Below are 13,105 nucleotides of genomic sequence, written 5' to 3' on the forward strand. Positions count from 1 at the left end.
TTTGTTTAGCAAGGGACAGGGATTTTTTAAGCGTCAGGTTTTTTCGAAGAATAAAAACCAGTGGCTTGGTCATGTACGCCGTAAGAGCATGTTATTGCTCAGCGGGAGCGTTTTGCTGATGGCCTCATCATTGGCGTGGAGCGCCGAATTCTCCGCCAGTTTTAAAGGCACCGATATTCAGGAGTTTATTAATACCGTCAGTAAGAATCTGAATAAGACGGTCATTATCGATCCGTCGGTCAGCGGAACGATTACCGTACGCAGCTATGACATGATGAATGAAGAACAGTATTACCAGTTCTTCCTGAGCGTGCTGGATGTCTATGGATTCACCGTGATTCCGATGGATAATAACGTCCTGAAAATCATTCGCTCGAAGGATGCGAAATCGACGTCTATGCCGTTGGCCACGGATGCACAGCCGGGCGTTGGTGATGAGGTTGTGACGCGCGTCGTGCCCGTCAACAACGTTGCCGCGCGTGATTTGGCACCGCTGCTGCGCCAGTTGAATGACAACGCCGGTGCCGGGAGCGTGGTGCATTACGAACCGTCGAACGTGCTGCTGATGACCGGCCGCGCGGGGGTGATCCAGCGGCTGATGACGATTGTCGAACGGGTTGATCAGACCGGCGATCGGAATGTGACCAGCATACCGCTGTCTTACGCTTCCTCAACGGAAGTGGTGAAGATGGTGAATGAGCTGAACAAGATGGATGAGAAATCCGCCTTGCCCGGCATGTTGACCGCCAATGTGGTGGCGGACGAGCGAACCAACTCAGTGCTGGTGCGCGGCGAGCCGAATTCACGCCAGCGCGTGATTGATATGGTCAAGCAGCTCGATCGCCAACAGGCGGTACAGGGCAACACCAAAGTTATCTACCTCAAATACGCCAAGGCTACCGATCTGGTCGAAGTGCTCACCGGCGTTGGCGACAGCATCCAAACCGATCAGCAAAATGCGCTGCCTGCGCTACGCAAAGACATTTCGATTAAGGCACACGAACAAACCAACTCGCTGATTGTGAATGCCGCACCGGACATCATGCGCGATCTGGAACAGGTGATTGTGCAGTTGGATATCCGTCGTCCGCAGGTCTTGGTCGAAGCGATCATCGCGGAAGTCCAGGATGCCGATGGCATGAATCTGGGCGTTCAATGGGCGAATAAAAATGCCGGCGTAACGCAATTCACGAATACGGGATTACCGATCACGACAATGATGGCGGGGGCGGATCAGTTCCGACGTGATGGAACGCTTGGCACGGCAGCGACAACGGCGCTTGGCGGTTTCAACGGGATTGCCGCCGGTTTTTATCAGGGCAACTGGAGCATGTTGCTGACGGCGCTGTCCAAAAACAGTAAGAACGATATTCTGGCGACGCCCAGTATCGTGACGCTGGACAATATGGAAGCGACGTTTAACGTCGGTCAGGAAGTGCCGGTATTGGCCGGTTCGCAGACGACATCCGGCGACAACGTTTTCCAAACGGTGGAACGTAAAACGGTCGGTATCAAACTGAAGGTGAAACCCCAAATTAACGAAGGCGACTCCGTTCTGCTGGAAATCGAACAGGAAGTCTCCAGCGTGGCAGATGCGGCCTCCAGCAGCAGCACCGATCTGGGGGCAACGTTCAATACGCGTACCGTTAATAACGCGGTGCTGGTCAGCAGCGGTGAAACCGTCGTTGTTGGCGGCTTGCTGGATAAAAGTACCAATGAGTCTGCGAGTAAAGTGCCTCTGTTGGGCGATATTCCCGTGTTGGGACATTTGTTCCGTTCCAACAGCACGGAAACGAAAAAGCGTAACCTGATGCTGTTTATCCGTCCTTCCATTATTCGCGATCGCAGCCAATACCAGAGCGCCTCTGCCAGTAAGTATCACTCGTTCAATGCGGAAGAGGAGAAGCAGCGAGACGTGAACGGCAGCGAAGGGGGGCTCTTGAATAACGAGTTGCTGCGCTTGCCGGAAGGTGGAAATGCCTACACGTTCCGTCAGGTTCAGTCCTCTATTGTGGCGTTTTATCCGGCGGGCGGGAAATGAGTGACGTTGCCTCCCAGATGATAGAGCTACGCCCGATATTGCCTTTTGCCTATGCACGATCGCAGCAAATTCTGCTGTTGCAGCGGGAAAATGATGCGAGCCTACAGACGATTTGCGTCGCGCAAACGCCACCCTCTGCCTTGCTGGAAGCGCGTCGGATTGCGGGCTGTTCGCTCAGGATTGAACGCGTTACGGAAGACGAATTTGAACGGCAATTAGTCATTAGCTATCAGCGCGACTCGGAAGAGGCTCGCCGTCTGATGGAAGACATCGGCAATGAAATGGACTTTTATACGCTGGTGGAGGAATTGCCAGACAGCGACGATTTGCTCGATGCCGACGACGACGCGCCGATTATCCGCCTCATCAATGCCATGTTGACCGAAGCGATTAAGAATAAAGCGTCGGATATTCATATCGAAACGTATGAGCGCTATTTGCTGATCCGCTTCCGCGTTGACGGCGTACTGCGTGAAATTTTGCGTCCACAGCGTAAGCTGGCGTCGCTGCTGGTGTCGCGTATCAAGGTCATGGCAAAGCTGGATATTGCGGAAAAACGTATTCCGCAGGATGGACGTATGGCGCTGCGAGTGGGGGGACGAGCGATTGACGTTCGTGTTTCCACGCTGCCGTCGAACTACGGTGAGCGCGTCGTGCTGCGCTTGCTGGATAAAAACAGCGTTAAGCTCGATCTTGAACTGTTGGGTATGTCGGAACGCAATCGGCAACTGCTGGACAGCCTGATTCACCGTCCCCATGGTATTATTCTGGTCACCGGCCCGACAGGCTCGGGGAAAAGTACCACGCTTTACGCCGCGCTCAGCCGCCTGAATGCGTCAGAACGTAACATCATGACGGTGGAAGATCCCATCGAGTATGAACTGGAAGGCATCGGGCAAACGCAGGTCAATGCCAAGGTTGATATGACGTTTGCCCGCGGGCTGCGTGCCATTCTGCGTCAGGACCCGGACGTCGTGCTGGTGGGGGAAATTCGTGATGGTGAAACGGCGCAGATTGCCGTGCAGGCCTCACTGACCGGCCACCTTGTGTTATCCACACTGCATACCAATAGTGCGCTGGGCGCGCTGTCTCGTTTGCAGGATATGGGCGTCGAACCATTCCTGCTATCAACCTCTTTGCTGGGCGTTCTCGCGCAGCGTCTGGTCAGGACGCTGTGTTCTGACTGTAGCCAGCCGCAGCCGGTCGATCCGGTTCAGGCTGAACAGATGGGGATCGCGCCCGGTACGCTGCTGCATAATCCCGTTGGTTGTCCGCAGTGTAGCTTTACCGGCTACCGGGGACGTATCGGCATTCATGAGCTGGTGCTGATTAATGACGACGTCCGTGCCGCGATCCACCGCAGTGACGGTGAAATGGCGATTGCGCAGATTCTGGGCGGGAGTCGAACCACCATCCGTCAGGACGGGTTGGATAAGGTACTGGCGGGGCTCACGACCTGGGAAGAAGTGATCCGCGTAACCAAAGAGGAATGATATGGCACAGTACCACTATCAGGCGCTGGATGCGCAGGGGAAAAAATGCCGTGGCGCTCAGGAGGCCGACTCTGCCAGACAGGCGCGTCAGCTATTGCGGGAGCGCGGTCTGGTGCCGTTGTCGGTTGATGAAAACCGAGGTGACCAGCAGAAATCCGGTTCTACAGGATTCTCTCTACGTCGCAAAATTCGGATCAGCACCTCAGATTTGGCGCTGCTGACTCGCCAGTTGGCCACGCTGGTGGCGGCGTCGTTGCCGCTGGAGGAAGCGCTGGATGCGGTGGCAAAACAGAGTGAAAAGCCACAGCTGAGCCAGTTGATGGCGGCGGTGCGCAGCAAGGTCATGGAAGGTCACTCGCTGGCCGATGCCATGAAATGCTTCCCCAGCAGCTTCGAACGGCTGTATTGCGCGATGGTCGCCGCAGGCGAGACGTCCGGTCACCTTGATGCCGTTTTGAACCGATTAGCGGACTACACCGAACAGCGCCAACAGATGCGTAGCCGCATTCAGCAGGCGATGATTTACCCGTGCGTATTAACCGTGGTCGCGATTGCCGTGGTCAGCATTTTGCTGTCCGTCGTGGTGCCGAAAGTCGTCGAGCAATTTATTCATATGAAGCAGGCGCTGCCGCTTTCAACCCGAGTGTTGATGGGGATGAGCGATGCCGTGCGTACGTTTGGGCCGTGGATGTTGCTGGCATTGCTGGCTGGGTTTATGGCGTTCCGCGTGATGCTGCGGCAGGAAAAGCGGCGCATCAGTTTTCATCGCCGTCTGCTGCATTTACCGCTGATCGGCCGTATAGCGCGTGGCTTAAATACGGCACGCTACGCGCGGACGCTCAGTATTCTTAACGCCAGTGCGGTGCCGTTGCTACAGGCGATGCGCATTAGCGGCGATGTCATGAGTAATGACTATGCCCGCCATCGGCTCTCGCTGGCGACGGATGCGGTACGAGAGGGCGTCAGCCTGCACAAAGCGCTGGAACAGACGGCGCTCTTTCCCCCAATGATGCGCCATATGATCGCCAGCGGTGAACGCAGCGGCGAGCTGGACAGCATGCTGGAGCGGGCGGCGGATAATCAGGATCGGGAATTCAGTTCGCAGATGACGCTGGCGCTGGGGCTATTTGAGCCTCTGCTGGTGGTCAGCATGGCGGCGGTGGTGTTGTTTATCGTACTCGCGATTTTACAACCGATTCTGCAACTGAATACGTTAATGAGTTCGTAAGAGAACCAACAATTGAATGAGGAAAAGTAAGGATGCAACAGTCTCAGCGTGGTTGTGGACAAAATAGTTATGGTCAGAGCGGTAATCGTCAGCGTGGTTTTACCCTGTTGGAGATTATGGTGGTCATCGTCATTCTCGGCGTACTGGCGAGTCTGGTGGTGCCCAATCTGATGGGGAATAAGGAAAAGGCGGATCGACAAAAAGCCGTCAGCGATATCGTGTCTCTGGAAAGCGCACTCGACATGTACAAGCTGGATAACAACCGTTACCCGTCCACCGAGCAGGGGCTGAAGGCGCTGGTAACGAAGCCGACGGTACAGCCTGAACCGCGTAACTACCCAGCCGATGGCTATATTCGCCGCCTGCCGCAGGATCCGTGGGGCACGGACTATCAACTGCTGAACCCTGGCCAGCACGGCAAGCTCGATATCTTCTCTCTGGGGCCTGATGGCATGCCGGGAACGGAAGATGACATCGGCAACTGGAATCTTGATAAGAAATAAAGGCATGCGGTGCTCTGCCTGTCTTTATTGATGACGGCTGTGGATGACTGTTGTGGGTAGTTGCTATCAATGGCAGCGGGAAAAGGACGGCAAAAGCGCAATGAAGCGGTCAACGAGGAAGCAGCAGGGGTTTACCCTGCTGGAAATGATGCTGGTCGTGTTACTGGCTGGCATTGCCGCTGGCATGGTGGTTATGGCGTTTCCTCCCGAGCGCCAGAATGACAGCGCCTGGCAGTTGGCTCGTTTTCAGGCGCAGTTAGAATTTGCCGCTGAAAGCAGTCAGGTTAATGAATACATGCTGGGTGTGCGTATTCATCCCGATCGCTGGCAGTTTTATCAACTCCAGCGACCCGCTGCATCAGAAGGGATACCGATCCCGAGCGGCGATCGCTGGCAGGGCTACAAGTGGCAGCCGTGGCAACCGCATCGGGTGAGCGCCTCGGCGACGCTGCCCGAGGCATTACGGCTTGAGCTACTGCAGGCCGATGGGAAAAAAGTGGATAAAACGCAGAGTGGTGACGATCCCGATATCCTGATTTTGCCCGGTGGCGAAATTACGCCTTTCCGTCTCCTCGTTAAATCTGAAAACAAAGCGCTCTCGAATTGGCTCCAGGTGGATAACACCGGACGATTTGTGACGTCGATGAGTCAGGGTAAGAAACGATGAGACGACAGAAAGGGATGACGCTGGTGGAGGTGCTGGTCGCGCTGAGTGTTTTTGCGCTGGCAGGCATTGCTGTTTTGCAAACGACAGCCAGACAGGCAAGCAGCCTGAGCCGACTGGAAGAGAAGACGTTTGCAGGCTGGGTGGCGGAAAACCAGCAGGTTCAACTGCGACTGGAACAACGCTGGCCGGAAGCGTCGTGGGTGAGAGGCGAGACGCAGTTCGCTGGCCTGCGCTGGCATTGGCGCTGGCAGGGCGTAGAGACCGGTGACCCTCAGACCAAAGCGCTGGATGTGGAAGTGCGACGTAATAAAGATGCCTTTGCCGCCGATGCTTCCCTGCGCACTTATGTGGTGAAGCAATAATGTTTAGTAAGACAAGGATGTGCAGCCAAACAAAAAGGGTACGAGAGCCCGCGCGACAGAAACGCCAGCAGGGGTTTACGCTGCTGGAGATGATTCTGGCGATCGCTATTTTTGCGGCGCTGAGCCTCAGCGCGTTTCAGGTGCTGAACGGCGTGATGCGTAATGATGAGATTTCGCAGCGTAAAGCCGAGCGTCTGGCTGAAATACAGCGCGCATTTTCACAAATGGACAACGATTTTTCTCAGATGATCGCTCGCGGCAGCAGAGGAAGTACCTCGATGTTTTACGCCGGTCGCGATCAGTTAAAAAGTGATGACTGGGGCGTCAGTTTTATGCGCAATGGGTGGCAGAACCCGTTTGGCATTCTGCCGCGCTCTGAACTTCAGCCTGTGGCCTATCGACTGCGGGAACACACGCTGGAACGGTTAACGCATGTGACTCCCGACCCGATTGAAGGGCTCGATCCCGGCGTAAAACCGCTTCTCACCGAGGTCGATGGTTTCCGCCTGCGCTTTTTCAGCAATAAAACCTGGCGCGATCGCTGGGACAACACTACGCAATTGCCACAAGGAATCGAAGTGGTGCTGACCTTAAGGGATTACGGAGAAATGTCGCGCATGTTCTTGATTACCACCGGGCCGGTTAAATGAGGTCGCGTCAGCGCGGCGCGGCACTGCTGGTAGTGCTCCTGATTCTGGCATTAATGGTGACGATTGCCGCGGTGATTACGGAACGCACAGGCAAAGCGTTTTTGCGCACCGAAAGTCATTTGAGCCGTCAGCAGGCGAAATGGTACGCATTAGGGGCGGAAACGCTAAGCGGACAGATATTACAGCGCGATGCGCGGAATATGCCGGGGCGCACGTTTGCCGGACAGAACTGGTCGCAGTCGGGGCTGCGTTTCCCCGTGGACGGTGGCGAAATCACTGGCCAGATTACTGATGCGCGTACCTGCTTTAACGTAAATGCGATCAACCAAGGCGTGGATAACGAAAGCACGCTGGTGAAGACGCCTTATCCGGCACAGGTTTTTCGGTTGCTGTTGAAAAATCTGGGTGAAGAAACGGATCGTGCAGAAAAAATTACCGCAGCGGTGCGTGACTGGATTGATGCGGATAACTATCCATCGGCGAACGGCGCAGAAGATGAAGTCTATGCTGCGTTGCCAGTGCCTTATCGTACCGCGAATCAGAGAATGAGTGAAATCAGTGAATTACGTTCAGTGTATGGCATTGATAGCGATCTCTATCGTCGGTTACTGCCCTATGTCTGTGCGCTGCCTGTGGATGCGATGTCCATTAATATCAACACGCTAACCGAATTTGATGCCCCGCTGTTATCTGCCGTGTTCCTGAACGAAATGACGATGTCGCAGGCAAAAGCGCTGGTACAGCAGCGGCCACGTATGGGGTGGGCAAGTATGGAGGTTCTGCAACAAACCGGGTTATTGCCCCCGAATAGCAAAAATACCGCGCAGCGAGTACTGGCAGTAAAAAGTGAATGGTTCTTTGTAAAACTTCAGGTGCGTGTCGGCGACAGCGACTTTCATCAACGTAGCTTGCTTCATCTGAGTGGACAAAAGGTACAGGTCGTGCAGCGGCAATATGGAGGATATAGGACGGTGAATCCATGAAAATAGCGGGAAAATGGAAGCGAAAAGCCGCAAAAGCCCCATTAAATCGAGGAACGGTCGCTCGACATCCGTGCCTCATTGTTCGTCTTCCTGTAGAAGAGCTGGGAGAGATCGAATGGCAGGTGCGTTCATCTAATGGGGAAAATTTACTGAGTCAGGGACGCGGTAGCGTCGAACAGGTTCGTCAATCGCTAGCGGCCTATCCGTCCGTGGCATTTACCCGTGTTCTGGTTCCGGCCACTGACGTGACGTTTTATACCCTGACGCTGCCCCGGCAGGCTCGGCGTCAGCTGACGCAGGTCGTGCCGTTTATGCTGGAAGATCAGCTAGCGACGGAAATTGAAAAGCTGCATTTTGCCGTGCTGGAAATTCATGGCGATGATGGCACGGTTGCCGTGGTGGAAAAAAACCGGATGCAGCGCTGGCTGGCACAGTGTGATGCGCTGGGCCTCAGCGTTGATACGTTATTGCCTGACGCCCGCGTATTGCCGAAACATCAGGATGGCTGGAGCGCGTTGCAGCATGATGACATGTGGCTGTTTCGCCAGCCGACGGGCCATGCGATGGCGGCGGAGTCCTCCTGGTGCAGTGATCTGCTGAAAGCGTCTATGCCGCTGCCTGCGATATACAGTTACAGCGCCGCATCGGTCGGCGGTGAGCTTGCGCAGTATGAATGGCAGGAAGAGGGCGAATGGAAAGCGCAGCCGGAAACGGATCTCTTCACTCTGGCGGCAACGGCGCACTTACCTGCCTCGGTCGATCTGCGACAAGGTGACTATGCGCCGGAGAAAGCCTGGCAAAACACCCTGCTGCCGTGGCGCGGCGTTGGGATCGCGTTTGCCTGTTACCTGCTGTTGGTTGTGGCGGATGCTGGCTGGGCGCATTACCAGCTTTATCAACAGTCTGAACATTGGCGACAGGAAAGCGTGCGCGTCTATCGGCAGATTTTCCCTTCCGAGACGAATGTCGTTAACCCGCGCGCGCAGATGCAGCAGCACCTGCAACGTACGACAGCCGGAGGCGCAGGGAAAGCGCTGCTGGATCAATTGAATCCCTTACAGCAGCTCATGACACAGAATAGCGCGATCAAAATTCAGTCGCTATCTTACGACGGCGCTGCGGGTGAATTCCGGCTGGCGTTGCAGGGCACGTCATATCAGGAGCTCGAGCAATTTCAGCAGCAGGCTGCCGCTTATTATCAGGTACAGGCGGGAGAGATGCGGCAGGAAAACGATCGGGTTGAAGGCCGCTTAACGTTAAGGAGCCAGCAATGAATGAATTACGGCAACGCTGGCAGGCGATGAGCCCGCGCGAGCGTCAGCTTATGGTCGTGTGCGCGGCGCTGCTTCTGCTCTGTCTGGTGTATTACGCTATTATCCAGCCTTGGCAGGCGCGGGAAGATCTGTGGGAGCGTACGATTTCCCGCGAGCAGCAGACCGTTAACTGGATGCAGAAACAGGCCTCATCGATTCCGCAGGGCAATCAGGCGCAGGGGGACAATAGTCAGCGCGACGTCAGTCTGCCGATTTTGATTTCACAAAGCACCAAGCGTTATGGACTCAGCGTTGTACGTTTGCAGCCGCAGGGCAGTCAGGCATCGGTGACGCTGGGGCAGAGTGATTTTAATAGTCTGCTGCGTTGGCTTGGCGAACTGGAACAGAAAAATGGCGTAAAAGTGATGTCGCTGGATGTGAATGCCGTCGAGCAAAGCCCCGGAATGGTGGATGTTACCAGACTGATGCTGGAACGGGCGGATGAAGTTTAAATCCGGCATTGGCGCAGGTATCGCTATGGTTCTGGCCTACGGGCTGTTCCTGGCGAGCTATGCGCCTGCCCGCTTGCTCACCGCCGTGCCGCTGCCAACTGGAATGGTGGTTGCAGAGGCCAGCGGAACGCTATGGCAGGGGAACCTGCAGCGGTTTAGCTGGCGCACGTTAACGCTGGACGATGTGCACTGGAATATCACCTTCTCGGATTTTATGCCCGCGCTGGAAATCGCGTTTAAAAACCCGGAAGGCATTGCAGGTCGTGGGATCATTCGCGGCTGGCATCAGCCGCAGTTTTATCAATGGCAGCTTTCTGTGCCGGCGGGCTATTTATTCAGCCACCTGCGTTTTATCGTGCCAATCGGCGCAGAAGGAAACGTGCAGCTCAATCTGCAAGAGGCGACGATAGACCGCTCAGGCTGCCAGTCGCTGGATGCCAATATAACCTGGCCGGGGGCGCGGGTGAAAACGCCGCTGGGCGGGCTGGTGCTCGCTACGCCTCAGGCCACGTTACGCTGCCAGCAAGGCGCGCTAGAAGCGAGCCTGCAGCAGACCTCCTCACATCTGCAATTGTCTGGCAAAGGCAGCGTCACCCCGAAAGGCGAATATCGTTTCACGGGGCGGTTGAGTAGCGGAAATGACTTACCCGCGACGATGAAAAAGCTGCTGGCAACCACCGGTAAAGCCGATGAACAGGGTGCCAGAACGCTGAATTTTCAAGGGCGCTTGCTGTAATAGACATGATCGTTGTAAGAAAAAACGTTCGTTGTCATTGCTGTGTCGTCAATTGCAAAAATAAACCGCTCATTCATACCATTTCTTTATCAACAATCAGGGACTAACGTGGACGATTTAAGGGAATTTGCACAGCTGTTTCCGGCATGGTGGTTTGGATCGCTGGGCGTGCTGGGATTGATTGTTGGCAGTTTTTTGAACGTGGTGATTTACCGCTTGCCGATTATGCTGGAGCGTCGCTGGCGGCAGGACATCGAGCTTGAAACGGGCATGGCCGATTCCGATCCTGATAAGCGCTACAACCTGTGGTGGCCGCCTTCGTCGTGCCCACACTGCCAGCAGGCTATTGCGGTGAAGGATAACATCCCGCTATTCAGTTGGCTGTGGTTGCGTGGCCGCTCCCGCTGCTGTCATCAATCAGTATCTGTGCAATATCCGTTAGTGGAAGTCATCACCATGCTGGCTTTTCTGACGGCAGGTTTACTCTGGCTACCCGGTATGGCGCTGTGGGGGGCGTTGATTCTGCTGTCATTCCTGTTGGTGCTGACCGTTATTGATATAAAAACGCTGCTGCTGCCGGATGTGCTTACGCTGTCGCTTCTGTGGATAGGGCTGCTGTTTAATCTGTCGGAGACATTTGTCCCATTGAATGATGCCGTCGTCGGCGCGATGGCCGGTTATTTATCTCTGTGGCTGCTTTATTGGGTATTCAAATACGTAACGGGCAAAGAGGCGCTGGGGTACGGTGATTTTAAGTTGCTGGCTGCGCTGGGTGCCTGGCTGGGCTGGCAGGCATTGCCGAATCTGGTTCTGGTGGCGGCGCTGAGCGGGTTGGTCGTGACTCTCGTCTGGCGCGGATTGCGTAAAGAGGATACGGCTAAACCGCTGGCCTTTGGCCCCTGGCTGGCAATGGGCGGGGTATTTGGCGTGATAATGAACGGATTGAATCTGTAGAAAATGACAAAGGTAATACGAATCATCGACTGAATAGTCATCGGCTGAACATAGATCGGCAGGCATAAAAATAGGCTGAGGGTATAAATACCATCAGCCTTTTTTATCTTTATCTGTGTGTGCCCTTCAATGAATAAATCTTTGCCGGGCAAATGACAGGTTATTCTACCATCAGCATAAAGGTACTCACCCAAACGACTAAACAGAATGAGATACCCATAAAAAAATACTTCACCGATTTATTCTCCAGCAGAAACCACGCCAGCAACGATCCCGATTGTGCGTTTTATTATGGAAGGAAATAATTACGCTGCCGGTGATATCACCGAAGGGTAATCTTTCCCGTTGTCATCACCAGAGTCACACCAGTTATGACGGGATCGGCGCTAAATCTACGCCGAGTGAGGGGGGGAATTCAAGAGGTCCAGAAACTATATTTTCAAAATAGCATTAAAAAGCGTTGAACCGTTTCAGAGGCTGGGAAAACCGGGAGGATTCGAGTGAAAATAGCCCTTAAATCTTCCCGATTTTTGATGGTGCTATCGTTGGTTTGGCACCTATTGGATAGGCTTGAATGCGTTAGGTTACAGGACTACGCTCGCCACCCCATCGCAGGGGCAACATATTTCAGGATCGATTCGATCACATGCGCATTGTAATCCACGCCCAACTGATTCGGCACTGTTAGCAATAGCGTATCCGCTTCGGCGATCGCTTCATCCTGTTTTAACTGTTGGATGAGTGCGTCCGGCTCGGCGGCATAGCTGCGGCCGAAAATCGCGCGCGTGTTTTCATCCAGAAAACCCACCTTGTCGCTATCGTTACTGCTTCCGCCGAAATAGGCGCGATCGCGGTGATCCATCAGGGCAAAAATGCTCCGGCTGACGGAGACGCGTGGCGTGCGTGTATGCCCAGCCTCAGCCCAGGCGGCTCGATAGGCACGAATTTGCTGTGCCTGCTGGATATGAAAAGGCTCACCTGTTTCATCATCCTTCAGCGTGGAGCTTTGCAGGTTCATGCCTAGCTTCGCTGCCCATACTGCTGTGGCATTCGATCCGGCACCCCACCAGATTCGTTCACGTAACCCATCAGAATAAGGCTCCAGACGCAAAAGGCCGGGTGGATTCGGGAACATGGGCTGCGGATTCGGTTTTGCAAACCCCTCGCCACGCAGCACATCCAACAGCACCTCGGTATGACGCCGTGCCATATCCGCTTCCGATTCGCCTTCTGTCGGCTGATAGCCAAAATAGCGCCAGCCATCGATCACCTGTTCTGGCGAGCCACGGCTGATGCCGAGCTGCAAGCGTCCGCCAGAGATCAGATCGGCGGCGCTGGCGTTTTCGGCCATGTACAGCGGGTTTTCGTAGCGCATATCGATGACGCCGGTGCCAATCTCAATGCTTTTGGTTTTCGCCCCAATCGCGGACAGCAGTGGGAAAGGTGAACCTAGCTGGCGGGCAAAATGGTGCACCCTGAAATAGGCGCCGTCAGCCCCCAACTCTTCAGCGGCAACGGCAAGGTCGATAGATTGTAGTAGTGCATCAGCCGCGGAACGTGTACCAGACTGCGGCGACGGAGCCCAGTGGCCGAATGATAAAAAGCCAATCTTTTTCATAGGGTACTTATCCTTATATTCAGACAAATATTTAGCCTATTCGTCCTGCACAGCAAGGGTATATAGATCACTAATAGAAGCACTCTACGCGATTAATAGTGAGAA

14 protein-coding genes are annotated in these 13,105 nt (G+C 54.6%); 12 read left to right on the forward strand and 2 right to left on the reverse strand.

The window, feature by feature from the left end:
• The first annotated feature begins 88 nt into the window (after positions 1-88).
• From gspD to MYB54_RS06690, 12 genes are all read left to right on the forward strand, one after another.
• A complete protein-coding gene (gene gspD / locus MYB54_RS06635; RefSeq protein ID WP_248721954.1) occupies positions 89-2,041 on the forward strand; it encodes a type II secretion system secretin GspD in 1,953 nt (650 codons plus the stop codon).
• On the forward strand, positions 2,038-3,534 hold the full coding sequence (gene gspE / locus MYB54_RS06640; RefSeq protein ID WP_014916101.1) for a type II secretion system ATPase GspE: 1,497 nt from the start codon (positions 2,038-2,040) through the stop codon (positions 3,532-3,534). The genes gspD and gspE overlap by 4 nt, the downstream gene beginning before the upstream one ends.
• Position 3,535: 1 nt before the next feature.
• A complete protein-coding gene (gspF, locus tag MYB54_RS06645; RefSeq protein ID WP_039284723.1) occupies positions 3,536-4,762 on the forward strand; it encodes a type II secretion system inner membrane protein GspF in 1,227 nt (408 codons plus the stop codon).
• A 32-nt stretch (positions 4,763-4,794) separates the two neighbouring features.
• The gene (gene gspG, locus MYB54_RS06650; protein WP_051906083.1) at positions 4,795-5,265 is read left to right on the forward strand and encodes a type II secretion system major pseudopilin GspG; all 471 of its coding nucleotides are present in this window, start codon (positions 4,795-4,797) and stop codon (positions 5,263-5,265) included.
• A 100-nt stretch (positions 5,266-5,365) separates the two neighbouring features.
• Positions 5,366-5,932, forward strand: coding sequence for a type II secretion system minor pseudopilin GspH (gene gspH, locus MYB54_RS06655; protein WP_040034103.1), 567 nt, complete (start codon positions 5,366-5,368; stop codon positions 5,930-5,932).
• Entirely contained in the window at positions 5,929-6,294 is a 366-nt protein-coding gene (gene gspI, locus MYB54_RS06660; RefSeq protein WP_039284733.1) for a type II secretion system minor pseudopilin GspI, read from the forward strand. The genes gspH and gspI overlap by 4 nt, the downstream gene beginning before the upstream one ends.
• Positions 6,294-6,944 (forward strand): type II secretion system minor pseudopilin GspJ, encoded by a 651-nt coding sequence (gspJ, locus tag MYB54_RS06665; protein ID WP_072010021.1) that lies wholly within the window; start codon positions 6,294-6,296, stop codon positions 6,942-6,944. The genes gspI and gspJ overlap by 1 nt, the downstream gene beginning before the upstream one ends.
• Complete coding sequence (gene gspK / locus MYB54_RS06670; protein ID WP_039509462.1) at positions 6,941-7,927, forward strand: type II secretion system minor pseudopilin GspK; 987 nt, start codon at positions 6,941-6,943, stop codon at positions 7,925-7,927. Before gspJ ends, gspK begins: the two co-directional genes overlap by 4 nt.
• Entirely contained in the window at positions 7,924-9,201 is a 1,278-nt protein-coding gene (gene gspL / locus MYB54_RS06675; protein WP_248721702.1) for a type II secretion system protein GspL, read from the forward strand. Before gspK ends, gspL begins: the two co-directional genes overlap by 4 nt.
• A complete protein-coding gene (locus MYB54_RS06680) occupies positions 9,198-9,692 on the forward strand; it encodes a type II secretion system protein M (protein WP_248721703.1) in 495 nt (164 codons plus the stop codon). Before gspL ends, MYB54_RS06680 begins: the two co-directional genes overlap by 4 nt.
• On the forward strand, positions 9,682-10,428 hold the full coding sequence (locus MYB54_RS06685) for a type II secretion system protein N (RefSeq protein WP_119871903.1): 747 nt from the start codon (positions 9,682-9,684) through the stop codon (positions 10,426-10,428). Before MYB54_RS06680 ends, MYB54_RS06685 begins: the two co-directional genes overlap by 11 nt.
• 108 nt (positions 10,429-10,536) lie before the next feature.
• Positions 10,537-11,382 (forward strand): prepilin peptidase, encoded by an 846-nt coding sequence (locus MYB54_RS06690; RefSeq protein WP_119871904.1) that lies wholly within the window; start codon positions 10,537-10,539, stop codon positions 11,380-11,382.
• A gap of 160 nt (positions 11,383-11,542) precedes the next feature.
• Here the strand turns inward: MYB54_RS06690 and ypdK are convergent, their stop codons facing one another.
• Together ypdK and MYB54_RS06700 are read right to left on the reverse strand one after the other, a co-directional pair.
• Positions 11,543-11,617, reverse strand: coding sequence for a membrane protein YpdK (gene ypdK / locus MYB54_RS06695; protein ID WP_099606229.1), 75 nt, complete (start codon positions 11,615-11,617; stop codon positions 11,543-11,545).
• Positions 11,618-11,974: 357 nt separating this feature from the next.
• Entirely contained in the window at positions 11,975-13,000 is a 1,026-nt protein-coding gene (locus tag MYB54_RS06700; protein WP_014916091.1) for an LLM class flavin-dependent oxidoreductase, read from the reverse strand.
• Positions 13,001-13,105 lie beyond the last annotated feature (105 nt).

It is taken from the genome of Pectobacterium nicotianae (assembly GCF_023272715.1).
Classification (GTDB): domain Bacteria; phylum Pseudomonadota; class Gammaproteobacteria; order Enterobacterales; family Enterobacteriaceae; genus Pectobacterium; species Pectobacterium brasiliense.

Bases quoted from the DNA above. Each gene is read 5' to 3' on its own strand.
- gspK (WP_039509462.1), top strand. From the start codon at position 6,941: ATGAGGTCGCGTCAGCGCGGCGCGGCACTGCTGGTAGTGCTCCTGATT.
- gspL (WP_248721702.1), top strand. From the start codon at position 7,924: ATGAAAATAGCGGGAAAATGGAAGCGAAAAGCCGCAAAAGCCCCATTA.
- gspJ (WP_072010021.1), top strand. From the start codon at position 6,294: ATGTTTAGTAAGACAAGGATGTGCAGCCAAACAAAAAGGGTACGAGAG.
- gspF (WP_039284723.1), top strand. From the start codon at position 3,536: ATGGCACAGTACCACTATCAGGCGCTGGATGCGCAGGGGAAAAAATGC.
- gspI (WP_039284733.1), top strand. From the start codon at position 5,929: ATGAGACGACAGAAAGGGATGACGCTGGTGGAGGTGCTGGTCGCGCTG.
- gspD (WP_248721954.1), top strand. From the start codon at position 89: ATGTTATTGCTCAGCGGGAGCGTTTTGCTGATGGCCTCATCATTGGCG.
- MYB54_RS06680 (WP_248721703.1), top strand. From the start codon at position 9,198: ATGAATGAATTACGGCAACGCTGGCAGGCGATGAGCCCGCGCGAGCGT.
- gspH (WP_040034103.1), top strand. From the start codon at position 5,366: ATGAAGCGGTCAACGAGGAAGCAGCAGGGGTTTACCCTGCTGGAAATG.
- MYB54_RS06685 (WP_119871903.1), top strand. From the start codon at position 9,682: ATGAAGTTTAAATCCGGCATTGGCGCAGGTATCGCTATGGTTCTGGCC.
- gspE (WP_014916101.1), top strand. From the start codon at position 2,038: ATGAGTGACGTTGCCTCCCAGATGATAGAGCTACGCCCGATATTGCCT.
- gspG (WP_051906083.1), top strand. From the start codon at position 4,795: ATGCAACAGTCTCAGCGTGGTTGTGGACAAAATAGTTATGGTCAGAGC.
- MYB54_RS06700 (WP_014916091.1), bottom strand. From the start codon at position 13,000: ATGAAAAAGATTGGCTTTTTATCATTCGGCCACTGGGCTCCGTCGCCG.